Origin of the sequence: Siphonobacter sp. BAB-5405 (assembly GCF_002872335.1) — a bacterium.
Classification (GTDB): Bacteria; Bacteroidota; Bacteroidia; order Cytophagales; family Spirosomataceae; genus Siphonobacter.
Map to the genome: position 1 here is coordinate 59,041 of NZ_NJAG01000022.1, position 25,549 is coordinate 84,589.

The following is a 25,549-nucleotide window of genomic DNA, read 5'->3' on the forward strand; positions in this document are numbered from 1 at the left end:
TCGTTTCAATAGAACTCCGTTTGACTATTGACTTCTGTAGGGTCGAGAGATAAAACAAAAAACCTCCGACAGTCGAACTGCCGGAGGTTTGAAAGCTATTCTATTAAACACTTACTCAGCCGTGGCGTACTCTTCCAGCGGTGGGCAGGCACAAATCAGGTTACGATCGCCGTACGCTGAATCGATGCGGCTAACGGTCGGCCAGAATTTGCTGGCTTTCACGTAAGGCAGCGGGAATACGGCTTTCTCCCGCGTGTAGGGACGATTCCAGGAATCCACCAATACAACGGACTGCGTATGCGGAGCCATTTTCAGGACGTTCACGGATTTATCCGCTTCGCCTGCTTCTACTTCAGCAATTTCGTTACGGATGGCAATCATCGCGTCGCAGAAACGATCCAGTTCCGCTTTCGATTCGGATTCCGTCGGTTCCACCATCAGCGTACCCGCTACCGGGAACGAAAGCGTGGGAGCGTGGAAACCGTAATCCATCAAACGTTTGGCAATGTCTTCGGCTTCGATACCCGCTGACTGCTTGAACGGACGGCAGTCCAGAATCATTTCGTGTGCACAACGTCCCTGTGAACCTACGTACAACACGGGGAAGTGCGGCTCCAGACGAGCTTTGATATAGTTGGCATTCAGAATGGCCGTCTGCGTAGCGTGCGTCAGACCGTCACCACCCATCATGGCAATGTATGCGTAGGAGATCGTCAGAATGCTGGCTGAACCATACGGAGCTGCCGATACGGCAGAAATGGCCTGATCGCCACCGACACCCGATACCACCGCGTGACCGGGCAGGAACGGAGCCAGGTGAGCCGCTACGCCGATGGGGCCCATACCAGGACCACCACCACCGTGAGGAATACAGAACGTTTTGTGCAGGTTCAGGTGGCAAACGTCCGCTCCGATCGTACCAGGAGAGGTCAGACCTACCTGAGCATTCATGTTGGCACCGTCCATGTACACCTGTCCACCGTGTTCGTGGATCAGCTGACAGATTTCAATAATCGACTCTTCGAATACGCCGTGCGTGGAAGGATACGTCACCATCAGACAGGACAGGTTTTCGCTGTACTGCTCGGCTTTCGCTTTCAGGTCGGCCAGATCGATGTTTCCGTTTTCGTCGGTTTTCGTCACGACTACCTTCATACCCGCCATTACTGCCGAAGCCGGGTTGGTACCGTGGGCCGAAGCAGGAATCAGGGCAATATTGCGGTGCGTATTACCCCGAGCTTCGTGGTACGCCCGGATCACCATCAGACCGGCGTATTCACCCTGAGCACCGGAGTTGGGTTGTAGCGACATGGCCGCAAAGCCCGTAATCTCGCACAACCAGTCGTTCAGATTCTTGAATAAGGTCTGATAGCCGGCTGCTTGGTCTTTCGGAGCAAAGGGGTGCAATTTGCCAAACTCAGGCCAGGTTACGGGAATCATTTCCGTGGTGGCGTTGAGTTTCATGGTACACGATCCCAGCGAGATCATGGAGTGTACCAGCGATAAATCTTTATTTTCCAGCGATTTCAAATACCGCAGCATTTCGTGCTCCGAATGGTGCGTATTGAAAACGGGATTGGTCAGGAAGGCGGATTGACGCGTCAGTACGTCATTGAATTCCCAGCTAAGAGCCGATTCAACTTCGTCCAGGTTAACCGATTTGCTGACCAGCGTGGAGAAAATGCCAATCAATTGAACGGCATCCTGGTACGTCTTGGTTTCGTCGAAAGAAATGCCAACCGTACTATCACCGAAATAACGCAGGTTGATTTCAGCGGCTTCCGTCGCGGCTTTTACTACGCTTTCGTCGGCTACTTTCACCCGAATGGTATCGAAGAACGCTTCTGTCAGTACTTCGTAGCCCAGTTCTTTCAGAGCCAGAGTCGTGAGTTGCGTCAGAGCGTGCGTACGCTGGGCAATTTTCTTCAGACCTTCGGGACCATGGTACACGGCATACGCCGCGGCCATTACCGAAAGCAATACCTGAGCCGTACAAATATTAGACGTAGCCTTTTCCCGGCGAATGTGCTGCTCGCGGGTTTGCAGGGCCATGCGGAGAGCCCGGTTTCCTTCGGCATCCACCGATACGCCGATCAGACGACCGGGCATCTGGCGTTTGTATTCGTCTTTCGTAGCGAAGTAGCCCGCGTGCGGTCCACCGTAACCCATGGGAACGCCAAACCGCTGAGCTGAACCCACCACGACGTCGGCTCCCATTTCACCGGGAGGCGTCAGCAGCGTCAGAGCCAGCAGGTCGGCGGCTACGACTACTTTAATATCCAGTTCGTGAGCCGAGGCAATCCAGTCGCTGTAATCAAATACCGCTCCGTCCGTAGCCGGGTATTGCAGCAGGGCTCCGAAAATGTTTTCGTTGGTTAAATCAATCGTCCGGTGATCGCCTACCAGAATTTTCACCCCAATCGGCGTCGCCCGCGTGTGCAGCAGGTCGATGGTTTGGGGATGGCAACGATCCGAAACGAAGAAGGTATCGGCCTTTGCCTTGGCCCCTTTTTTCAGGGCGTGCAGCAGGTGCAGGGCTTCGGCTGCTGCCGTTGCTTCGTCAAGTAAGGAAGCATTGGCAATTTCCAGTCCCGTCAACTCAATGATCAGGGTCTGAAAGTTAAGCAGCATTTCCAGGCGGCCCTGTGAAATTTCGGCCTGATACGGGGTATAGGCCGTGTACCAGGCGGGGTTCTCCAGAATGTTGCGAAGAATGACATTCGGCGTGAAGGTATCGTAATAGCCCGTGCCGATGTAGCTCTTGTAAACTTTATTTTGACTCGCTAATTTCTTGAATTCGTCCAAAAACTGAAATTCCGTTTGAGCCAGGGGAAGATTCAGGGATTGGGCCCGACGGATAGCAGAGGGAATCGTTTGGCTGATGAGTTCTTCAACCGATTTTACGCCAATTTCAGACAGCATAGCCTGACGATCGGCCTCATCTGCGTTGTTATGACGATTTTCAAAAAGTTCCTGGTAACGAAGAGCAACCTTCATGGAGCAATATTGTTGATGGAAACAAAGGACAAATATACGGGAAAAGCCGGGCCTATCCTTTAAAAAAGAACTAGGTTTTCTACAAAATCAGGTAAAACGAGGAAGCGGCTTCTGGTATGGACCTTTTTACGCTTTTCGAGTTGACTTTTTGCAAATCCGGCCGTCGATTACCTACTTTAGTTTTCTTCTGGAGAGAATTCGATTTGTGGCTGAGAAGTTCGCCCGGGTCTCATTTAAATTTTACGAAACGCATTTATTTAATGACTACTGATATGTCCAATCAACCAACTGCCGAGCAGAACGACCCAATCGAAATTGAACTGTCCGAAGAGATGGCGGAAGGAACGTATGCTAACCTGGCCATCATTTCGCATTCGCAGAGTGAATTCGTGATTGACTTTGTACGGTTAATGCCTAATGTACCCAAGGCGAAAGTGAAATCCCGCGTGATCATTACCCCCGATCACGCTCTGCGTCTGATGAATGCTCTGCAGGATAATCTGGCGAAATATGAAGAAAACTATGGTCCAATTAACGAAGGCGGTGGCCCGTCGGGCTTTCAGCTACCGGGGCATTACAACGGCCCCGTAGGAGAGGCTTAAGTAAAGATTAACCCCACAGAAACTGTCAGCCCAATCGCTGGCAGTTTCTGTTTTAGAAGCGTAAGAATCCCCAGAAGGGACGTTTGGATAGATAGGTTAAGAGACGCTCGTGTTGATAAGCCTCCCGCTCAAAGCGAATGGCGTGGTAAGCCGCATTTGCGGAATAACCGCTCAGGCGATACCAGTAGTATTCCGTTACGTACCAGAGGTAGAAGGGGAATACCAGTAGCTCCGCCTGTTGCCGAATATGAATACGTTCATGATTCATCAGGGAGGCCGAAGGCTTTGGCATAGTTACAATAATAAAAGGCCAGAGCGTGATGCCGTTGATGGGCAAACCGGGTATGTAAAACGTGAGCGGCCAGCCGGTATGTTTCAGGAATCGATAGGGTTTCATGACTAAGGGATGGATTGGAATGTTTTTTAAAAGGCCGGAGGTATGGACTTACTCAGTTCCTAAAGTCCACGTCTATCTTGCTGAACGTTTGCTTCATTCCTTGCCAATCGGGTATTGCGACATTACCGGGGCTATACATTATTAAATCCCTTTGGGATTTTCCGCTTCCTGGCAAAGTTCGCCAGGCGGCAAGATTAACACTAAACTCCCAACGCTAAACTCAAAACTCCGCCTAAAAATTACGCAACTTCCTTTAGCCCTGTATCTTTGCGGCATGTTTACTCCTCATACTCGGCTCGGCATTTTGGGCGGTGGCCAATTAGGCCGGATGCTACTACAGGTAGCCATCGATTTTGACTTATCCATCAAAGTACTCGATCCGGACCCGGACGCTCCCTGTGCCCGCATCGCACCGGAATTTGTGCTGGGATCGTTTCAGGATTTTGATACCGTATACGCTTTTGGAAAGGACCTGGACGTGCTGACCATTGAAATTGAAGCCGTCAACCTGGAGGCCCTCAAGCAGTTACAAAGCGAAGGGGTACGCGTATTCCCGCAACCGGAAATCGTGGAAATCATTCAGGATAAACGCGTACAAAAGCAATTCTTCAAAGATCATCACTTACCTACGTCCGATTTTATTCTGACTGAAAACCGGGAAGATGCCCGTCAGTACGCCGATTTTCTGCCCGCTTTTAACAAACTGGGTAAAGGAGGTTACGACGGTCGCGGAGTACAACGCATCGCCACACCAGCTGATTTTGACAAAGCCTTCGATGCTCCGGGATTACTGGAAAAAGCCGTTGATTTTGAAAAAGAACTGGCCGTCATTGTTGCTCGTAACGAACGCGGTGACGTAAAAACTTTTCCGACCGTAGAAATGGTTTTTCACCCCGAAGCCAATATGGTGGAGTACCTGTTTGCTCCGGCTTCCGTGAGTGAAGAAGTGAACGCCCGGGCTCAGTTTGTCGCCAGTCGTACGGCGGAAGCATTCGGGATCGTCGGCTTACTGGCCGTAGAAATGTTCCTGACCAAAGACGGTGAAATTCTGATTAACGAAGTAGCCCCTCGTCCGCATAACTCGGGTCACCACACCCTGCGGGCTAACGACGTCAGTCAGTTTGAGCAGCACCTGCGGGCCGTACTCAATTACCCTTTGGGAGACACCCACGCTCATTCTTACGCGGCGATGATCAACCTGCTCGGGGCGGAAGGCTACGAAGGAGAAGCCCGCTACGAAGGCATGGAGACCCTGCTGGAAACCCCCGGTGTACATCCCTTCCTGTACGGCAAGACCATGACCAAGCCTTTCCGGAAAATGGGTCACGTCACCATCGTCGATAAAGAGCTGGAAAGCCTCAAACGAAAAGTAGAAAATCTAAAAAACGCAGTTCGCATTATCGCATAGGGTTTTCAGTTTACCGTCTTCCGTTTTCAATTTGAAAGCAAGGGGGTTTAGCATAATCCCTGTCGAAGACGGTATAAAAACTGAAAATTGTCAACCGTAAACTGAAAACTTTTATCCAATGATTGGAATCATCATGGGCAGCATTTCGGACCTGAAGGTCATGCAGGAAGCTGTCGACGTTTGTAATGAATTTGGCGTACCGTACGAAATTGATATTGTATCCGCCCACCGTACTCCATTAAAAATGATTGAGTACGCTCAATCCGCCCGCGAGCGAGGCATTGACGTCATCATTGCCGGAGCTGGTGGAGCCGCTCACCTGCCGGGTATGGTCGCCAGTGTAACTACTTTGCCCGTGATTGGGGTACCGGTTAAATCGTCGAACTCCATCGATGGCTGGGATTCGGTTCTGTCCATCCTGCAGATGCCGGGGGGCGTACCCGTTGCTACGGTGGCTTTAAATGGAGCAAAAAATGCTGGAATTTTAGCGATCCAGATTTTAGGGGTTGCAAATAAAGAAATCGCCGATAAATTGCAGAGCTATAAAATTTCGTTAGAAACAAAAGTGGCTGAAATGAGCCAGCAGGCTCGTGAAGGTTTGCCTCCAGCTTAAATAATACGTAATTTAATCTCAGCCCACTCAAGGGAAGGCCGTCAGCGGTCCTCACCCACTATCATGAACGCTATGGAAGAACGAAACCCCAAAGAAGGCTCCAGTCTACCCACCATTACGCTTGGCGTGCTCGTCATCGTAGTCGTTGCCCTGCTGTACATTGGCTACGCGTATTTTATGGATGAAGACGCCGTGACGCTGACGCCGCAGAAAGTAGAGACGGCAGCCTTTACGGATGCCAGTTCCGAAAATGTAGCTTCGGACGTGCCCACACCGCCCGCCGTACAACCGGAAGCCATTGATGCAACGCCCACCATGGGCCCTGCAAGTACGACGGATACAGCCACCGAAACGAAGAAGCCCGTAGCAAAAACGGAGAAAAAAGAAGAAAAGAAAGAGGAGAAAAAGGCTGAAAAGAGCACGGAAGCAGTAGTTGCCCGGGGTGGGGCTATTTCCTATAAAGTCAATGGTGGACAGACCTTCTACAGCATCGCTACGAAGTATGGTCTCTCCGAAAGTCGGCTTAAGGCGGCGAATCCCGATGTAGACCCGTCAAAATTACAGGCGGGTAAAAGTCTGAAAATTCCAGTTTACGCGACCCATACCGTAGGGAAGGGTGATATTCTCCGGGTCGTAGCTCAGAAATATGGTGTATCCGTTGACGCCCTGATGAAAGCGAATGGGAAGACGAAGAACTACGTGGAGAAGGGGGAGAAATTAATAATTCCTTATCCTAAAAAATAAAATAAACTACGTTTGATTTCTTATGGAAAATGCGGTTTTGCTCGGGCAAAGCCGCATTTTTTCGTACTAAAAAGAGGGAAGCATTTATAAAAATTTTGAAAATAGGACCTTTGAAGGTTTTGATTTCCCGAATAATTAACTTATGTTTGAACATCATTTATTGTTTTCATGGCTTTTACGGGAAAGACTCGGTGGAATCCGCCGGGTTTTTTTATGCCCTTTACTTTCCATCGCTTAGACCCAGATCTATAAAAAAACGGCGACCTTCTTTCGAAAGTCACCGTTCCTAGGGAAATGGTATTGAATTCGCTTATTCTACCGTAGTGGCATCGTCTTCAGATACATATACGTAACGTACAGCAGCGGCTGTTTTAATACGTACCGGGTGTACAACCATACGGTTCGCATCCGAAATCGTCAGGGTGTAATCACCGTCAGCCAACTGACTCAAATCCATGACCTGAGCTACGTGTGTCGTATTCTTCGGGATGTATTGTTCGTTAAGAACGTTATTCTTCTGGTCACGAATGGTAATCGTCAGACGCTGACCTACCTGCTTATCTACAAAGCAATAGAATTGGGTAGCTTTTTTACCTTTGAAGACATTCGTCTGGAAGGTCTTCGCTTCATTTTCCGTACCGGGATTTTTTTCCAGATCAGTAGCATTCGCAGCGAACGTACTTAGCGTAAGCAGAAGGGCAAGGGATTTAATGATGTTTTTCATGGCTGTGTGCTGAATCAATAGGTCTTTGCTTGAAAGACGTTTCAAAAGTAAAGTTGATAGATGGTTGAGTGAAGAAGAAAGCAGTCAAACGGAATATTATTTGGATAAACGGTTTAAATTATCTGACCAGCGAGCTTCTTCTGAACGGCTACAAAGGTACATTTATGATTTTTGAATGACCAAATTTTAAATCATAAATTTTTGATTATCAAATAGTTAATAAATATAAATTGTACAAAACCTTGAAATTTTCTGGCGTTATTTTTGATGTATGAATAACCTATAATGATTATAGATAATAATTAAATACGGAATAATATTTGGTTTTAGGTGAAGAGAGTAGGTAACTAATCGGCTCCTTTCGCACTTATCCATAGAAACAAAAAGCGTCCGGAAAATGGCTTCCGGACGCTTCAGTGGCAGAAATTTGTACTTTTTAAGGTTTATCCCAGAAAACCCGCGTTTCCAGATTATCCGGACCTTGTCGGCTTACCGCTGCATTGTAATTTTCCGCGTTGACGGATTGCTCCAAAATAGGATAGGTGAGACGACGAATAAAGTCTCCCGTAATCGTTCGGCCGGGATACTTATTGGGGGACAGCACCGGAAAACCGCTACGCCGCCAGTTGGCAAAGGCTTCCGGACCATTCAGAAAGGAAGCCACCCAATACTGGCTATTGATTTGTTCGAGTCCCTGAGCTGCGTTATACGGCTGAGCCGCCAGATACGCATCAATGGCCGTCTGAGCAATGGTAGCCGAAGCATCGTAGTCTTTCATCTGGTTCATGTGAGCCGTTACACCCGCCTTGTACAGGTCCGCTGCCGAGGCCTGAATCCAGCCGCGTTGGGCGGCCTCAGCCAGTAACAACTGTGTTTGAGCGTAAGTCACATAGTACGTAGGGCCATCTACCTTACCGACCGTCCGACGATTGATCTGGGAATAATTCCAGCCGCCCGAGGCTACTTTTCCGGGGAAGTTAGGAGCCGTACCAATGGAGCCATCATCGTAACCGAAGGGCATACCGATCTGATTGGCAAACGTGCGATCTACGGTTGTTTGTTCAGGGTTTTTGGAAGGTTCACCATACCGAACAGCAATGACGGTAAGGCGGGGATCATTTGTCGATTTTAAATACGATACGAATGGAGCACCTACGTACAAATTCGCCTTTTCGGTATTGTTCCAGAGGTTTCCCAGCGGATTCGTGTAAATGCTGGAATACTGAATTCTGACGTTGTCATCATTGGATTGCAGTACGCCCCCCTGATAGGCTTTCTGAGCCAGAGCCTGGGCTTTCGCCGGATCTACTTTCGAATACCGCATGCCGATTCGGAGTAAGAGTGAATAACCCAGCCGTTTCCATTTCGCTACATTTCCCTGATAAAATAAATCACCCGTTTCAATGCGTTTGGCGGCATTAAGTCCGGCAATGGCTCCTTCGAGTTCTTTCGCCAGGTCCGCGTAGATTTCAGCCTGAGGATCGTATTTCGGTAGCTTATTGCCGGAAATGTAAGCTTTGCCCGCATCGAAATAAGGAACATCGCCGTAGGTGTCTACCAAAACCTGAAACACATACGCCCGCCAGATGCGGGACATGTGGTAAAGGTTCGTCCGCGAACTGTCGGCTTTGGTTTGATCCAGTACCGCCGTGAGCAGTTTGATGGGACCATTGTTTCCGTTGTTGGTACCACTGTAGAGGTACAGCCAGTTGACCCGTGAATTGTCGCGGTAATCCTGATTCAGGTTTGCTCCCGTATTGACCCCTCCGAAAGGTGTATTGACCTGTTGGACAATCGCGGCTTCGTAAAACATCGTTTGGGAAGCGAGTGTCGTATTGAGCTGGGCGTTGGAAAACAGATACACCGGATCAATATTCGTGGATTGGGTCGGGTTTGTATTGATGCTTTCGAAATCTTTATCGCAACTGCTCAGGCCCGCAGCCATCGCCAGAAGTATCAGTATCTTTTTCATGTGAATCAAAATTTCAGGTTCAAATTCATACCGTAACTGCGGCTCGTCGGGAGCGTATGCGTTTCAATCCCCTGAATGTTATCAGACGCTCCGTTCACCGCTTCCGGATCTAAATTGGGCAGGTGTTTTTTGATGAGCAGTACGTTGTTACAAAGGGCCGAAACCGTCAGATTCTTTACGAACGATTTACGAACGAAACGCGACAGATCGTAACTCACCGAGAGCGAACGCCAGCGAATGAAACTGGCATTATACACAAAACGCTCGGCGTTGTTCGTACTCCGATAGCTGGAGTAAAAATCTTCGGCTTCCACGCGGGTCGTGTTGGGAGCACCTTCGGCCGTTACGCCTTCGAAGAGTACGCCGCCTTCACGACCGACCAGTGATTCTTTCGCCAGCCCATGCCGCAGGAAGTTCAGGTTAGAATTGGAGATGATTTTATGGCCTCCCTTGAAATCCACCTGCGTAAAAATCCGGAAACCCGCCACGGTAAAGGTATTGATCCAGCCGCCCGTATACTTGGGAATCGCACTGCCGAAGGTTGTGATCGGGCCCGCTACGGGCTTGCCGCCGGCGGTAATGATCCGGCCCTGGTCGTCGCGTTTGTAGGCAATGCCGCGAAGCGAAGCCATGGGCATACCGACCTCGTGCCAGACTTCACCGAAGAAGTCACCCTGACCTACTTTTAAACGGGCCTGTCCGTCGGCCAAGGCGAGTACTTCACTTTCGTTGTAGGTAAAGTTGAAGGCGGTTTCCCAGCTAAACTTTTCTTTCCGAACGGGAACCAGCGTCAGTAAGGCTTCGATACCCTTGTTACGAAGTTGGCCTACGTTTACTTTCGATTTGTTGTAACCCGAAGCCGTCGAAATATCCACGTTCAGAATTTCATCGACCGTTTTTTTATTATAATAAGCCACGTCCAGATTGATACGGCTGTCCAGGGTACGGAACTCCAGCCCTAATTCAGCTTCTTTCACCTTTAATGGTTTCAGGTCTGGATTCGGGCTGACATCGCTGGTGATATAACCCAGGGCTTGGCCCTGTAAGGGGTTCGCATTCAGGTTATAGAACAAGGCATTCTGGTAAGGATCGGTATCGCCGCCGACTTCCGCGTACGCCGCCCGAATTTTCGCAAAATTCATCCAGGTCGGCCGTTCCTTGATCGCATCACTCAGGACAAAACTACCGCTAACGGAAGGATACAGGTAGCTGTTGGATTTCGGATTCAGCGTGGAAAACCAGTCATTCCGGGCCGTTACGTTCAGGAATAAAAAGTTCTTGTAGGAAAGCTCCGCCACGCCATACAGCGAATTCACCCGTTTTTTTGTATAACCGTACTGCGGTTCCTTATTCTGTCCGTTCATGATGGTGTACAGATCCCGGATGTAGAAGTTCGTAGCCGACGCATTGTTACTGGTGAAAACTTGCTGGAGCGAGTTTCCACCTAGGGTTACGTCAAGGCCAAAATTACCCATCTTGTGACTGCCGCCGATCAGGAAATCCAGGTTTCGCTCGCGGAAGGTATTCACTTCCTGGTAGTAATAGCCATTGAATCCTGTCGCCGCTGCAGCTACTGAACGGGTACCTGTAGGACGGTTAAAATCGTACGGACGCGTGAAGTAATCCTGTCCAATTCGACCCTGTACGTAGAGCCAGTCGGTCAATTGGTACCGAACCGAAGCGTTACCGAAAATGCGGTCCCGGCGAACGTGCTCGAAACGGTCATACGCTACCCAGTACGGGTTGTTCCGATTGGTAAAACGTGAGGTAGCCCGTTCGTACCCATTCTCGTCGTAGCGGTTGTCTTCGAGCGTTTTCATTGCTACGGAAGTCGCCGTGGTGTAAACCGTCGTATTGGCATTAAGGTCCTGTAAGCCAATCTGTGGGGGATTGTGGTTATACTCGTTTGAATAGTTAGCGTTTAACTGTACCGACAGCTTCGGTGTGAAGTTGTAATTCAGCCCCAGGTTTAAAATCTGTTTGTGGAAATCCGAATTTGGCATGATCGACGTAGCGTCCATATTGGAGAAGGACAGTCGGAAGCCCCCTTTCTCATTGCCACCCGAAAGAGCTACGGAATTATTCCAGCTCGTACCCGTGCGGTAAAAATCCCGGATGCGGTGGCGTTGAGGCAGGTAGGGCCGCTGTACCCCATCAAACTGATACGTAGGCTTTCCATCAAACCGTTCCCCGAAACTGAATACACCCGAGCTCTGGGCATCGCCTACGCTTTGCGGACGTTTGCCGTATTCACCCTGACCGTAGTCGTACTGGAAATCAGTATAATCCAAAGCCTGGTCGGCGATGAAGTTCGAGTTGACCTCCACGCCAATGCCCTGTCCCACTTGTCCGGTTTTGGTTGTAATGACAATCGCTCCATCCTTCGCCCGAAACCCGTACAAAGCTGCCGCCGTTGAGCCTTTTAGTACCGTAATGCTCTGAATATCGTCCTGATTAATACTCTGTAGACCGTCACCACCGTCGGAAGCCGAGCCGCTTCGGTTGGTCGTACCATCCCCATCGCCCTGACGGCTGGAAAAGTTGGTATTGTTGATGGGTACACCGTTGACGATGATCAGGGGAGAGTTGTCGCCTTTAAATGAAGACTGGCCCCGAATCCGAATTTTTGAAGTACCGCCCGGTCCGCCCGCCGGAGCCGTAACGTTCACACCCGCCACTTTTCCCTGTAAACTATTACCGAGGTTAACCGTACGGTTGGTGGTAATCTGTTCGGTGTTTACCGTTGAGGTGGAATAGCCCAGTTTCTTTGCTTCCCGCTTGATACCGAGGGCCGTTACAACTACTTCCGAAAGGGCGGTTGTACCGGCTTTGAGCGTAATGTTAATGACGCTCTGATTCGCCAGCGGTACCTCGCTGCCCATATAGCCTACGGAGCTAAAGACCAGAACACCCGTCGTATTGTCGGGAATATTGAGTGAATACTGACCTTCCGCATTGGTAGTGGTACCAATGGAAGGATTATCCTTCAGCCGAACGTTAGCCCCCGGAATGGGTTGCCCATTTTCATCACTCACTTTACCCGTAACCGTTACCTGCGGTACGGGTACCAGACTGGCTTCGGGAAGGGAGGTTTCACTGATCGTTCTTCGTTTGAGAATAATCTGATTTCCAACCACCTCGTAGCTCAATCGCAAGGGTTGGAGTAGGCGGTCCAGAACAACGGTAAGCTTTTCATCGACCACGGAAAGGCTGACTTTTCGTTTCGTTCCAACGAGCTGCGGACTATACGAAAACTTGACATCCGCTGTTTTTTCTAATTGGTTCAATACGGTACTGAAATCATCGTGATCGACCCGTAAGGTAACGCGGCGATCGAGTATTTCCTGTCTGGGGTACGCCAAGGCTCGACCCGGTAAAACCCAGCTCAGCAGCAGAGGAATGATAAGCAAGCTCATCAAAGACCAGCCTACGCCGCGAAAAAATAATGGTTTGTTCATAAATGATAGAAGTTAGAAGTAAAAGGAAGGCAATCCTTTCCCGGCATCCGCTTTGCCGGGGATGGGCCATCGAAAAAAGGTACTGACGCGTACTTTAGGTTTTGTTGGTACTATATATTAAAAGGCTGGCTTTCAGGGAAGTAATTCAGAGCTGATGAGGAAGAGTGGCCCAACCCCCTTCCCCGTACAAGGGAAGGGGAGTAGACCGGTACTTGTTCAGGGTGCTTACCTAGCGTAAGCGATTTAGAGGTTAAGCTAATGGACTATAAATCAGAGTAATTTCAGAGCTAAGGGTTGGCTGGACAGCCTTGGCCCGTTATAACAATCTGGGCGTCGAGGACCTGGTACTGAGCCTCGATACTTTTACAGATGATTTCGAGCTTGCGAAACAGGGGTTCATCCGTCAGATCCGCCGTCAGTTGGCAGTTTCGGAGCGTTTCTTCATCAAATACTACCTGTACCCCATAGGCTTTTTCTACGGCTTCGAACACCGTTTTTACGGATGTATTACGAAACGTAAAGGGTGGAATACTGGGCTTGGCGTGGGATAGAACGACCGGTTCGGTCACCAGTGATTTCGTCATGCGTACGTCCTGCCGGGAGTACGTGATTTGCTGGTTGGGACTCAGTACAAGCCCTTCGAGCTCGCGGGAGCTGGCTTTCTCTTTGACATGGGCGTCTGACTGGGCAAATACGGACACTCGTCCCGTGCGTACCGTCACGATCACCTGCTGATCTTTAGGAAAAGCCCGTACTTTAAAACTGGTGCCTAATACTTTCGCAATCAATTCGTTCGCGTATACAAAAAAGGGCTGTTTCGGATTTTTAGCTACCTCAAACAAGGCTTCTCCCGAAAGATAAACCTCTCGCTTATCCGCTGCGAATTGGACTGGGTAACTTAACCGACTGCCCGGGTTGAGAATGATGGAACTGCCATCCTGTAAGGTAAGCGTCTGGGCATGATCGGTCGTATTGACCCATTCCTTGAGGGGAACTTCAGAAGTTGAACGTAAGCTCTGGTAGGGCTGACTGGAGCTGCGGTAACTGTACCAAAAGCCCCAACTCAGCAGAAAAGCGAGGCAGGCCGCCGTGGCCCAGGCCCAGCGTTGTCGGTACAGCGGCAGTTTTCGCACATACGAAGGATGGGTACGTCGGGTAATTTCTAACCAAGCTTGTTCTTGTTCAGCGGTGTTCGGGTCTGGGACTTTTTCCTTGGATAGTTCGGCTAAATCCAATACCAGCTCAGCAGCTTGGCGAATGGTTTCGGTTTGTTCGGGATAATCAGTCAGGAATTCGTACCAGAATTGCCGGGTGGCGGCATCGGGATTTTGCACCCACTTTCGGAAGTAGGAATCCGCTACAAAATCCTCACGTTTGAAATCCTGGTAGTTCATCTTTAATTGATTTAACACCAAGAGGAAGCAAGCGGTGATTTTAACTCACCTCGTATGAAAAAAAGTGTAAAAAATTTAATTTTTAAGGGTTTTGTAATTTTAAATAGCTGATTATTAGATTTTTATATTTTTTATCTTTTGGGTGAAAACGTAATCTTTATAGAAAAAAAGCCGCTCAATGAGGAGCGGCTTTTCAGGCAATAAAAAAACGATCACTTAAAAACGTTTGAGAGCCATTTCCGAAACCGTCAGGCCAATGGAAAGGGAAGAAGTAGCCGCTGGCGAAGGAGCATTAAGTACGTTGATGACTTTTTCATCTTCCAGAATGGCAAAATCATCCAGCAAGCCCCCGGTTCGATCACAGGCTTGGGCCCGTACGCCCGCTCCGCCCGGAATCAGATCATGCTCCTGAATATCGGGAATCAATTCCTGCAGGGCTTTGGTAAAAGCCGCTTTGGAAAAGCTCCGGTACATTTCGCCCAGACCCGTTTGCCAGTATTTAGCGGCTACCTTCTGAAAGCCCGGCCAGGCAAAGGTTTCCCAGAGTTCTTTAAAATTAATGTCGAGTTTCTTGTATCCTTCGCGGCGGAAAGCCAGTACAGCATTCGGCCCTGCTTCCACGCCTCCGCCAATCATGCGGGTAAAGTGTACGCCCAGGAACGGGAAGTTGGGGTCAGGTACAGGATAAATCAGGTTGCGTACCAGGTGCTGCCGTTCGGGCCGGAGTTCGTAGTACTCGCCGCGGAAAGGCGTAATGCGTACGTTGACGGGCTGATCCTGCGAAAGCTGAGCCACTTTGTCCGAATACAAGCCCGCACAATTGATAACCAGCTTGGTTTCGTAGGTCCCCCGCGTCGTTTTGACGATGCTTAGGGACTGCCCCTTAGTAATGCCGATGACCTGTTCGCCCAGGTGGAGCAGACCATCGAGGGCCTGTAACTTTTCGGCGTATTTTTCGGCGACGGCCGTGTAATTGATGATCCCTGTATAGGGTACGAACATCGCGTCGACGCCCGCTACGTACGGCTCAATTTCCCGCATTTCGCCGAGGCTAATCCGACGGATTTGGTTGAGTCCGTTTTGCTGGCCGCGTTGGTACAGGTTTTCAAGCAGGGGAATTTGTTCGTTCTTGGTGGCTACTACAATCTTGCCGCACAAATCGTAAGGAATTCCTTCTTTTCTAGCAAAATCAAGTAACATGTCGTAACCCCGAATGCAATTGATCGCCTTTAAGCTGCCCGGTTTATAGTACAGGCCGGAGTGAATCACGCCGGAATTATGACCCGTCTGGTGCATGGCGACCCGCCGTTCTTTTTCCAGCAGTAACACCTTCAGTTGCGGACGCTGCCGTTTGATTTGCAAAGCCGTAGCCAGCCCTACAATGCCACCGCCAATAAGAGTAATATCGTATACCATGGGAAGAGCATCCGGTGTTTAGGATTTTGAGTTTGGCGTTCGCTAGAAAAACCTGCTCGAACGCTAACCCCAAAACGCTAAACCCCAAACGCATTAAGAATTACTCACTTCAGGTTCTTTCGCCAGACCGGCCAGGTGGCGGGTATCGTTACCGATTTCGAGCGTGAAGTGATTGGTGTCGTAGTCGTAACGGATTTTATAGAGACACAAATTCGAGTGTTCCCAATGATCCATTTCCGAAAGGGGTTCCTTGAACAGATACGTCAACAGAATCCGAATCGCCCGACCATGCATACAAATCAGTACAACTTCTTCCTCGGGTCGACTTAGCACGTGGTCAATGACGGGAACCTGCCGTTGCAGTACGCTCAGCGGGCTATCGCCACCAATGGCCGGAACGTCCACATTACCGATTCGCCAGTTATAAATCATACTGCGATAATACTCATCTTCGGTATAGTGCGGCGTTTTGCCTTCCATGGCACCCCAGCCAAACTCATTCAGGCCCGCATGTTGTTCGTAAGGAATGCCTGCATCAATAAAACCCTGAACCGATTGCACGGTACGTTTCAGAGCTGAGGTATAAATCCGATCGAAGGGGATCTGTTTATACGCTTCATAAAAGGCCTGAGCCTGAGCTTGGCCCATTTCGTTCAGGTCCGAATCAACGCCCGATCCCTGTACGATTCCTAATCGATTGTATTCGGTTTCACCGTGCCGAACCAGATAAATGATTTTCAAAGTGTGTTGGGGGGTGGGCGTTGGCCCACTGGTTTAAATATGTGGAAATCAAACTTTCGCTAATACACTTGAGATCAGAGTCATGGCTCGCGTAAAATTTCCGCAAAAGTACGGATTCCTGAGCGAGTCTGTCACGCTTGTATCAATAAAATGGTAGTTATTTTGCCAAAGACCCCGTATTTTACCGGGTAAGGCTCCGACAAAATCAGTGGGAACCTTCAAACACGCATTTTTAAAATATACGAAAATGATCATGCATACGGATATTACGCCTGAACGTTTAAATGAACTTAACCAGGGTTCGGCGGCTGGTCATCTGGGTATCGAATTCACCCAGATCGGTGAGGATTACCTGGAAGCCCGTATGCCCGTGGATGCTCGCACGCGACAGCCCTTTGGTCTGTTGCACGGCGGAGCGTCCGTACTATTGGCCGAAACGCTGGGGAGCGTAGCGGCTTATGCCTGTATCGGTGAAGGAAAAATAGCCGTCGGACTGGACATCAATGCCAATCACGTCAGAGGGGTGAAGGAAGGGTATGTATACGGACGGGCTACGCCCATCCATCTGGGAAAATCAACCCACGTCTGGGAGATTCGTATTACTAACGAAAATCAACAGTTAGTTTGTATAAGTCGGCTTACCATGGCGATTCTGGATAAGCATTAGCGGTGGGTTAATGGTTTTTCGTGGATAGTTTGGGCATTTGTTTTGGGTTAAACATCCTCCCACTGGTACAGGTTAGAAAATGTGCACCAGTAGCCTTGTTCATTCCTGTTGGGTAACCCCGAAGGGGTTCAACGTAAATAGCCCCGTATGCAATGCGGGGCTATTTACGTTGAACGTCAAAAGGACATAGCCTCCTGCCTGACAAGAGCCTACGTCCTTTCGACGATTAACTACAACCCATCAATCCACCTACAGCTTCTTCATCCGCTCTTCCAGCTGTGCTGCCGACATCTTCACTTTTTCAGGGTGAGCCTTGAGCCAGTCGCGAAACGTTTGTACAATGGCAGGCGACCATTTCATATCGATTTCGCCGGGGGTGTACTTGCCTTCGCGAAGCATCTGGTGGCCAAAGTCATCCGTCAGAGCAATCCATTCGGAAGAGGTAATCACCTTTTCAGCCAGGTGAGCGGGAATGAAAATGACCCCCTCCGTTTTTCCCAGTACTAGGTCGCCCGGTAATACCGTTGCCCGGCCAATACGAATGGGATAGTTAATACCCGTCATCAGCATGTCTTTGATAAACGAAGGATCAAAGCCCCGAACGAAGCCCGTAAAGCCTTCAATTTCTTCGAGGCCTTCCAGATCGCGAACGCTGCCATCAAAGACGACACCGGTTTTGGATTTGGCGTAAATGGAATTACCAAGATTGTCGCCAATCAACGTACCGTCCACGAGTTTGCCGAAGCCGTCGGCTACGTATACGTCATTTTCCGTCAGCTGATCAATGGGCCAGGAGTTAGGGGCTCCTTTGCGGTTTTCGGCTTTGCCTTTTTCCTTGACCGGGTTTTCCATATCGGGCCGTGAGGGCATGTACTGAGCCGTGAGTACCCGACCGGCGAGTACTTTTCCCGGACTAATTCGCATCCATCCCGCCTCAAACTGATTCGTATACCCTTCATTGCGAAGCACACCCCAGGCTTCTTCCAGCGAAATATCCTTGAGTCGCTTGACCAGATCATCCGGCACTTTGGGCCGCCCGTCCGGGAAGCGTTCGCCTTTATACTGCGAAGTGTAGGTTTGAATCAGCTCTTTGGGAGCATTGATGTGCTGGGCTGATGCACGCAACTGGGCCGCCAGCAACAGAGAAGCCGCTACTACGAATGAAAAACGCATACTTGGATAGAGTTTAGAGGTATAAAAGAGAACTAAAAATGCATGGTAACTAAGAAGATACGGGCTCGGCGGGTACTTCTTCGGATTGCGGTGGTTTGCTCCGCCACCAGTTGGCCAGCATGGAACCGGTCGTGTTCATCAGCGGACCGAACACGGCCGGAGCCAGGCCCGTAGTGGCCAACTGCCCCATTTGTAAAGCCAGACCCGAAGCCATCCCCGCATTCTGCATGCCCACTTCAAAGGCTACCGAACGGCTTGACTGTTCACTTAAGCCTACCAGTCGGCAACACCAGTAACCCAGAAAATAACCCAGCGTATTGTGCAGAAAGCAAGCCAGTACCAGTACCAATCCTACCTGCAATAAACTCTGCTGACCCGCCGCCGTAATCACGACGATGATGGTAGTAATCCCCACCATGGAAAGCGTGGATAAAATCGAATCCATAATTTCCCGGCGACCGCCGGCCCAGCGTTGAAAGAGCCAGCCCCCGAGCAGGGGCATGCCAATAAACCAGAACGCATTCCAGCCGACCGTTTCAGCGAAATCCGTCGAGCCTTCGACTAACGCAATGGCATTTTTGAGCAGAATGATGCCGAAATACACCGCAATCTGAATCGCGATGCTCCGGCGGGATTGACCCGGATAAGCCAGGGCGTTAAAGAGCAGACCCGCTACAATGGGTAGAATGGTAATGTTAAAAATCTCCATGACCATTTTCCAGAAATCAACGGGTAAAAAGGCCCCCGCCAAAAGCTGTAGCAACGCCGGTGTCAGTAAGGGCGATAACAGCGTAGAAAAAGCCGTAACGGTTACCGATAAGGGTACGTTAGCCCGGGCAATGTAAGCCATCACATTGGAAGCCAGACCACTCGGCGAGCAACCCACCAGAATAATACCCGTAGCAATTTCCGGCGGAAGGGGAAAGGTGACTGCCAGCAGAAATCCGATACTGGGCATAATCAGGTAATGGCTCGTAATGCCCACGAGTACTCCTTTCGGATTTTTGGCAATGCCGGCAAAGTCCTCCAGACTCGACTGCGAACCCATCCCAAACATGATGATTTGTAGGAGCGGGATGATCAGCCGTTTGAGTTCAAAGTTTCCCCAGCGGATAAACCACTGCGGTTGGTACATCGCCACCGATACGGCCGTCAGAATTAGTACCGTATAGGTCAGACTGGTGGTTGCCGGGGAGCGTCGAACGCCGATGGCTAATAGAAACAGCCCCCCAATCACGGGCAGAGCCGTATGCGAGCCGGACCCCGTTAGAAATAAGCCTAAGGCAAGCAATAGGCTTAGTCCGCTCAGGATCAGAGCGAAGGTGAAAACTTTTTTCATAGATATGTTTAGAGGTAGAAAAGTTACGCCTAATGACGCTTTTGCCAGACATTCATTAAGTCGTAGTGCAAAAAAAAGACAATTTATTCTTGGATACTCCGTATTGTGCGTAACTTTTCGCCGAAAAATTACCTCTAAACTCTATATAATACAATGAAAAAGTTTATCGACCGCTTCAAGCTGCCGACACAGGCGGCTGTACCTCCGCCCGAAAGTCAGCCCGGCTCGGATCGCCGAAATTTTATGCGGAAAGCCGCTTTAGGCGGCCTTGCGTTAGGCATGCGTTTTGATGGAAAGACCGAGCAGGAACTCGAATATGTTACGCAACGGGTAGGCCGGGCTTCCAAACCATCCGAACTGAAAATTACGGATCTCCGCATCGCCCATTTACAGGGTGTCCCCTTTACCAGCCCGGTGATTCGCATTGAAACGAATCAGGGAATTGTGGGCTGGGGTGAAGTACGCGATGGAGCCAGTCCGAAGTACGCGTTAATGCTCAAGAGCCGTCTACTCGGTAAAAATCCCTGTAACGTCGAGCAGCTTTTCAAGATGATTCGGCCCTTTGGCAATCACGGTCGGGCTGCCGGGGGCGTATGCGGCGTAGAGATGGCCTTGTGGGATCTGGCCGGTAAAGCATACAATGTACCCGTCTACCAACTGTTGGGGGGGAAGTACCGCGATGAAATCCGCCTGTACGCCGATACACCCGAAGTCGATGATCCGAAAGCGTTCGGAAAGAAACTCAAGGAAACGCGACTCGATAAAGGATATACCTGGTTAAAGATGGATTTCGGGATTGGTCTGCTGGCCGATAAACCGGACATGCTCATTGGAGCCGGCCTTTGGGATATTCGCAACCAGTACGGCAATAGCAAGATCGGACGCGTAGGTAGTTACGGCCTGACCAAACACCCCTTTACCCGCGTACAGGTGACGGAAAAAGGGATTCAGTATATCGCCGATTACGTAGAAAAAGTACGAAGTGTAGTGGGCTACGACATCCCAATTTCGGCGGATCACTTTGGCCATTTCGACGTCAATACGGCGATCCGGATTGGGAAAGCGGTGGAAAAATATCAGCTGGCCTGGTTGGAAGACCTGGTTCCCTGGTTTTACCACGACCAGTGGCGGCAGATTACCGAGGCCATCGAAACGCCTACGCTGACGGGCGAAGATATTTACGCCAAAGAAGAATTCATCAAGCTCATTAACGCCAAAGCGGTAGACATGATTCACCCGGATCTGGCTTCGTCGGGCGGGATCCTGGAAACGAAAAAAATCGGTGACTACGCCGAGGAACACGGCGTTCCCATGGCCATGCACTTTGCCGGGACCCCCATCTGCATGATGGCTAATGTTCATTGTGCGGCGGCTACGCAGAATTTCATTGCTCTGGAGCACCACGGCGTGGACATTGCCGGTTGGGAAGATCTGGTAACGGGTATTGATAAACCCTTTGCCAATGGCTTCGTGAAAGTACCCGACAAGCCGGGCTTAGGCGTGGAATTCAACGAAGAATTTGCCAAGAAGTTTCTGAAAAAAGGGGAACAGTGGTTTGCTCCGACTACGCAGTGGGATACACCGGATTCCTGGGATCGGGACTGGAGTTAAACGTGGAATTATTCGGTGTTTGGTAGGCAATCACACGCCCTGCCAAACACCACTTTTTAAAAACCTAAGCCTATGCATACCACCTGTACGTCTGATTTTGAACTTTGGAATGCCTTTCGTCGGGGCGATACCCAGGCGTACGAAGCTATCTATCGACGCTACGCTCCAGCCTTGTTTTCGTACGGAAAACGGCTGACTTCGGATTACGACCTGGTACGGGATACCATTCAGGATGTATTCGTTGAAATTTGGCAGCGGCGGGAACACCTAACCGACTTACAGACGATTAAATTCTATCTGTTTCGGGTATTACGTAATGCCTTGTCCAAAACCCGCAAACGCTCCGACGATAGCATCGACTGGCAGGAAATCTGGCCCGCGGAATTATTTATGCCTTCCGTTGAATCGGATATTCTGGAGGAAGAGAGTCGGCAGGATCGCGTACAGCGGTTACGGCAGGGCATTGATCGTTTGCCCGAACGGCAACGGGAAGCCGTGATGCTGGCGTTTTACGATAACTTGTCGAACGAAGAAATTGGCCTGATCATGGGCATTCAGGCTCAATCGGTAACCAATCACCTAAGCCGGGCTCTACATTTTTTACGGGATGTGATCGTAACCTGGGTACTGGTCTTTTCCGCCTGGATATAGAAGAGCCTCCCCACAAGGAGGAGGCCCCGGATTGAAGGTAGAAAGATGATGGCTACTTTAAAGCTTTCGGCAAAGAAATGAAATAGACGGCATTAAAATCAACTTTATTCACAGAAGGGAGAATTTTCTGGATCATCTTCCGATTAGCTGAGGAGCCTTCGGTCGCTAAACCAAAGTCGTCGTCATTGGCAACGGCAATCAGCGTAGGACTTAATACCACCAGACCTTCTACTTTATCGTGGGGATAATTCGGAATGGCCTGTATAACATCTATGACAAATTCCTTCTTCACGGATTTAATGCCGTAGTTCGACCATTCGGCCAGAGTCAATTCTTCCAGCGTTTTGCCCCCAAACAATTTTCCAGATGCCTTATTTTCAGAATCGGATACGTCCGTAGCTCCGGTAATGTCAATTTTGAAAATATTTTTTACAGGTGTATTGCCACCGCCCAGGGCGTCGTCGTTCCGTTCCAGCACCAGAAAAGTGGTGTTGGTAATGGCCGTAATTTCACTAACCCGGAAGGGATTGGGCTTATCCATGAGGTAAATGAACTGCTGCGTCACACCCGTTTCAATCTGATACGTCAGAATCCGTAGTACCGTAGAATTATCAGCCGTGGCCTTGTTGGGGTTACGAAGCGTATTCTGCATGATACCTACCAGCGTTTTACCATCGGGGGTAATTGTCAGCCCTTCCATCCCGCGATTGGGCCAGCGTTTGGCGAGTACCTTAGGCAGAGCGTCCGCCCCGGTATTGAATGGATTCAGGCGACGCAGGGTACGGCCATTACGATCGAAGTGAACGATGTGCGGACCGTATTCATCCGACACCCAGAATGAGCCATCGGCCATAGCGACGAGACCTTCTGAATCAAGTCCGTTGGGATCCATAGCCGGAGATAGGGGTTGAAGGTTAATATCCTGAGCCAGTTCACCCGCGTTGCCCAATCCGGCTGGATTGGGTAAACCCGTCAGTTTTTTGCCCGTAGCATCCTTGAGTTCAATCGTTTCGATGAGTTTCAATTCGCTTCCTTCTAAACGGAATTTTCCAATTTGCGGAGCGAAGGCTGGTACCGGGAAAACCTTGGCATCCGAACCAACCCCATCGGTATTGGGACCACGGTCGGTCAGCAGATAAAAAATCTTTGGATCATTCGGATCAACGGCCATTGCCGAGCCAAAACCACCGTTATAAGCCGTAATCGGTAGATTTTTAGTAAAGTCGTTGGTAAAGGTAGCCAAGACCTTCGGAGTCGAGACGGTTGCTTGGGACGGATACGAAGTGCCACCGGGCAATTCATGATCCGTACAGGAACTGAGCAGAGCCAATGAACCCAGAGCGAGGCCAAATGGTTTTAGCGAAAAAGTAAAGGTACGTGACATCGCAGCAATGGATTAAATGCAAGGAGTATTGGCTGCGAAACTAACGTTTGGTTATTATGGCAATGTGATGCAAATTTTACAAAATCATGAAGTGCTTTTTAATAATATGGCAATAGAATGCGGCAGGTATGAAAAAAGGCAAATTTTTTTTGGAATTCAAAAATGGAAGCCTTTACCTTTGCGATATGCCGACGGTAAAAACGGCAAAATTCAATTCCTGATGGCTCGATTCATTTTAAATATTTCTGTGATTATTCTTCTCGTGCTCATCCGAACATCGGTGTGAGATAGGTTGATATTCACCACGAAAGACCTTTCTCACATCCCGAGAAAGGTCTTTTTGTTATCAAACCATCAGTGTCTTAGAATAAGGCAAGATTTATTCGATTAGTGCAATTTTGTTTATCATTATACTGTAAGAATGCAAACGGAAGAGTCTGGCCCTGATGGACCTTCTTCGCTTCACTTTTCCGAGTCGTTCGCTTAACAACGAGCTCCTATGACCACCGAAAGTACCCCATTGAATAAGTACTCACGTACGCTTACTCAAGAAGTGACCAATCCGGCGGCTCAGGCCATGTTATACGGCGTGGGCCTCACCGAAGAAGATATGTCGAAAGCCCAGATTGGCATTGCCAGCACGGGTTACGAAGGAAATACCTGCAATATGCACCTGAATGGACTCGCCGTTCACGTGAAAAAAGGCGTGCAGGCGAATGGTCTGGTCGGACTTATTTTTAATACGATTGGTGTATCAGACGGGATGACGAACGGCAATGACGGAATGAGTTACTCCCTGCCCAGCCGTGACATTATCGCCGATTCGATTGAGGACGTAGTGGCCGGCCAATGGTACGACGGCGTGATTACGGTCGTCGGATGCGATAAAAACATGCCCGGAGCCATCATGGCTATGGCTCGCCTGAATCGTCCCGGGATCATGGTATACGGTGGTACCATCCGGACGGGCCAGTGGAAAGGACAGAAACTCGACATTATTTCAGCGTTTGAAGCTTTAGGTAAAAAATTCGCGGGTACCATCGCCGACGAAGATTACAAAGGAGTCATCCAGAATGCCATTCCCGGAGCCGGAGCCTGCGGTGGGATGTATACGGCCAACACGATGGCTTCCAGCATTGAAGCCCTGGGCCTGAGCTTACCGAATTCCAGTTCGTACCCCGCTACGCACGAAGGCAAACAGGCGGAATGTCTGGCCGTAGGAGCAGCCATGAAAAAACTGCTCGAACTGGATTTGAAACCCCGCGATATCATCACTCGTAAATCACTTGAAAACGCTTTGACGCTAGTAATGGCCTTGGGGGGATCGACGAATGCGGTCCTGCACTATTTAGCCATTGGCCACGCAGCGGGTGTAGAATTTACGCTGAAAGACATTCAGGAAATCAGTGACCGGACGCCCCTGCTGGCGGATCTGAAGCCTTCCGGAAAGTACTTCATGGAAGATATGTTAGCCATTGGCGGCGTACCGGCCGTGATGAAATACCTGTTAAAAGTTGGATTACTGCACGGCGATTGTATGACCATTACGGGAAAAACCATCGCCGAAAATCTGGAAACAGAACCCGACCTGGAGTTTGAATCGCAGAAAATCATTTTCCCGATTGAAAATCCCATCAAAGCTACGGGTCACTTACAGATTCTGTACGGAAACCTGGCACCCACGGGTGCCGTTGCCAAGATTACGGGTAAAGAAGGCGAACGGTTCGAAGGCGTTGCGAAAGTGTGCGATAAGGAAGAAACGCTCATGGCCGCTTTAGCCAATGGTGAAGTGAAACCCGGAATGGTGGTCGTGATCCGTTACGAAGGTCCTAAAGGTGGACCGGGTATGCCGGAGATGCTGAAGCCTACGTCGGCGGTAATCGGAGCCGGTCTGGGGAACTCAATTGCCATGATTACGGATGGCCGTTTCTCGGGTGGTACGCACGGATTCGTCGTTGGGCACGTAACCCCCGAAGCGTTTGACGGAGGCCCGATTGCTCTGGTACAGGACGGCGATCTAATCACCATCGATGCCGTGAATAACATTTTGCAGGTACACATTTCCGATGAAGAAATGGCCGCTCGTAAAGCCGCCTGGGTTGCTCCGGAAAATCCCTTCAAACAGGGTGTACTGCGGAAGTATATTAAAAACGTTTCGTCGGCTAGCTTGGGCTGCGTAACGGATTTGTAAAATAGATAGTACTGAACTTGGAGTAGTTAACAATCAACTGGTTAACGAGGCATCGTTAACACAAAGG

The 25,549-nt window shown here is 49.7% G+C and carries 19 protein-coding genes; 8 read left to right on the top strand and 11 right to left on the bottom strand.

Features of this window, described 5'->3' with window-relative positions:
- Positions 1 to 111 precede the first annotated feature (111 nt).
- Positions 112 to 2,997 (bottom strand): aminomethyl-transferring glycine dehydrogenase, encoded by a 2,886-nt coding sequence (gcvP, locus tag BWI97_RS16875; protein WP_102201982.1) that lies wholly within the window; start codon positions 2,995 to 2,997, stop codon positions 112 to 114.
- A 272-nt stretch (positions 2,998 to 3,269) separates the two neighbouring features.
- On the opposite strand from gcvP, the gene BWI97_RS16880 reads away from it, so the two are divergent.
- On the top strand, positions 3,270 to 3,599 hold the full coding sequence (locus tag BWI97_RS16880; protein ID WP_094815193.1) for a DUF3467 domain-containing protein: 330 nt from the start codon (positions 3,270 to 3,272) through the stop codon (positions 3,597 to 3,599).
- Positions 3,600 to 3,651: 52 nt separating this feature from the next.
- Here the strand turns inward: BWI97_RS16880 and BWI97_RS16885 are convergent, their stop codons facing one another.
- Positions 3,652 to 3,996 (bottom strand): hypothetical protein, encoded by a 345-nt coding sequence (locus BWI97_RS16885; RefSeq protein ID WP_369826598.1) that lies wholly within the window; start codon positions 3,994 to 3,996, stop codon positions 3,652 to 3,654.
- 274 nt (positions 3,997 to 4,270) lie between these two features.
- On the opposite strand from BWI97_RS16885, the gene BWI97_RS16890 reads away from it, so the two are divergent.
- From BWI97_RS16890 to BWI97_RS16900, 3 genes are all read left to right on the top strand, one after another.
- Positions 4,271 to 5,404, top strand: coding sequence for a 5-(carboxyamino)imidazole ribonucleotide synthase (locus tag BWI97_RS16890; protein ID WP_102201984.1), 1,134 nt, complete (start codon positions 4,271 to 4,273; stop codon positions 5,402 to 5,404).
- A 118-nt stretch (positions 5,405 to 5,522) separates the two neighbouring features.
- Complete coding sequence (purE, locus tag BWI97_RS16895; RefSeq protein ID WP_094815189.1) at positions 5,523 to 6,017, top strand: 5-(carboxyamino)imidazole ribonucleotide mutase; 495 nt, start codon at positions 5,523 to 5,525, stop codon at positions 6,015 to 6,017.
- A 72-nt stretch (positions 6,018 to 6,089) separates the two neighbouring features.
- Entirely contained in the window at positions 6,090 to 6,761 is a 672-nt protein-coding gene (locus tag BWI97_RS16900) for a LysM domain-containing protein (protein ID WP_233207885.1), read from the top strand.
- 310 nt (positions 6,762 to 7,071) lie between these two features.
- Here the strand turns inward: BWI97_RS16900 and BWI97_RS16905 are convergent, their stop codons facing one another.
- From BWI97_RS16905 to BWI97_RS16930, 6 genes are all read right to left on the bottom strand, one after another.
- On the bottom strand, positions 7,072 to 7,485 hold the full coding sequence (locus tag BWI97_RS16905) for a hypothetical protein (RefSeq protein ID WP_141217559.1): 414 nt from the start codon (positions 7,483 to 7,485) through the stop codon (positions 7,072 to 7,074).
- A gap of 436 nt (positions 7,486 to 7,921) precedes the next feature.
- Positions 7,922 to 9,457: a SusD/RagB family nutrient-binding outer membrane lipoprotein gene (locus tag BWI97_RS16910; protein WP_102201986.1), complete on the bottom strand. Its 1,536-nt coding sequence runs from the start codon at positions 9,455 to 9,457 to the stop codon at positions 7,922 to 7,924.
- 5 nt (positions 9,458 to 9,462) lie between these two features.
- Complete coding sequence (locus BWI97_RS16915) at positions 9,463 to 12,915, bottom strand: SusC/RagA family TonB-linked outer membrane protein (protein ID WP_233207886.1); 3,453 nt, start codon at positions 12,913 to 12,915, stop codon at positions 9,463 to 9,465.
- Between the two features lie 287 nt (positions 12,916 to 13,202).
- Positions 13,203 to 14,309: a FecR family protein gene (locus tag BWI97_RS16920; RefSeq protein WP_102201990.1), complete on the bottom strand. Its 1,107-nt coding sequence runs from the start codon at positions 14,307 to 14,309 to the stop codon at positions 13,203 to 13,205.
- A 216-nt stretch (positions 14,310 to 14,525) separates the two neighbouring features.
- The gene (gene lhgO / locus BWI97_RS16925; RefSeq protein ID WP_102201992.1) at positions 14,526 to 15,725 is read right to left on the bottom strand and encodes an L-2-hydroxyglutarate oxidase; all 1,200 of its coding nucleotides are present in this window, start codon (positions 15,723 to 15,725) and stop codon (positions 14,526 to 14,528) included.
- A 93-nt stretch (positions 15,726 to 15,818) separates the two neighbouring features.
- On the bottom strand, positions 15,819 to 16,466 hold the full coding sequence (locus BWI97_RS16930) for a histidine phosphatase family protein (protein ID WP_094815179.1): 648 nt from the start codon (positions 16,464 to 16,466) through the stop codon (positions 15,819 to 15,821).
- Positions 16,467 to 16,713: 247 nt separating this feature from the next.
- Between BWI97_RS16930 and BWI97_RS16935 the strand changes: the two genes are divergently transcribed.
- Entirely contained in the window at positions 16,714 to 17,133 is a 420-nt protein-coding gene (locus BWI97_RS16935) for a hotdog fold thioesterase (protein ID WP_102201994.1), read from the top strand.
- 249 nt (positions 17,134 to 17,382) lie between these two features.
- Here BWI97_RS16935 and BWI97_RS16940 read toward each other — a convergent pair whose 3' ends face one another.
- Positions 17,383 to 18,306 carry an RraA family protein gene (locus BWI97_RS16940; RefSeq protein WP_102201996.1) on the bottom strand — a complete coding sequence of 308 codons (924 nt, stop codon included), beginning with the start codon at positions 18,304 to 18,306 and terminating at the stop codon, positions 17,383 to 17,385.
- A gap of 49 nt (positions 18,307 to 18,355) precedes the next feature.
- Positions 18,356 to 19,645, bottom strand: coding sequence for a bile acid:sodium symporter family protein (locus BWI97_RS16945; RefSeq protein WP_102201998.1), 1,290 nt, complete (start codon positions 19,643 to 19,645; stop codon positions 18,356 to 18,358).
- 153 nt (positions 19,646 to 19,798) lie between these two features.
- Between BWI97_RS16945 and BWI97_RS16950 the strand changes: the two genes are divergently transcribed.
- Both BWI97_RS16950 and BWI97_RS16955 read left to right on the top strand, forming a co-directional pair.
- Positions 19,799 to 21,256, top strand: coding sequence for a mandelate racemase/muconate lactonizing enzyme family protein (locus tag BWI97_RS16950; RefSeq protein WP_094815171.1), 1,458 nt, complete (start codon positions 19,799 to 19,801; stop codon positions 21,254 to 21,256).
- A 72-nt stretch (positions 21,257 to 21,328) separates the two neighbouring features.
- Entirely contained in the window at positions 21,329 to 21,907 is a 579-nt protein-coding gene (locus tag BWI97_RS16955; RefSeq protein ID WP_094815169.1) for an RNA polymerase sigma factor, read from the top strand.
- A 52-nt stretch (positions 21,908 to 21,959) separates the two neighbouring features.
- Here the strand turns inward: BWI97_RS16955 and BWI97_RS16960 are convergent, their stop codons facing one another.
- Positions 21,960 to 23,291, bottom strand: coding sequence for an esterase-like activity of phytase family protein (locus BWI97_RS16960; protein ID WP_102202000.1), 1,332 nt, complete (start codon positions 23,289 to 23,291; stop codon positions 21,960 to 21,962).
- A 499-nt stretch (positions 23,292 to 23,790) separates the two neighbouring features.
- Here BWI97_RS16960 and ilvD point away from each other — a divergent pair, with 499 nt between their 5' ends.
- A complete protein-coding gene (gene ilvD, locus BWI97_RS16970) occupies positions 23,791 to 25,482 on the top strand; it encodes a dihydroxy-acid dehydratase (protein ID WP_094815163.1) in 1,692 nt (563 codons plus the stop codon).
- Positions 25,483 to 25,549: the final 67 nt, after the last annotated feature.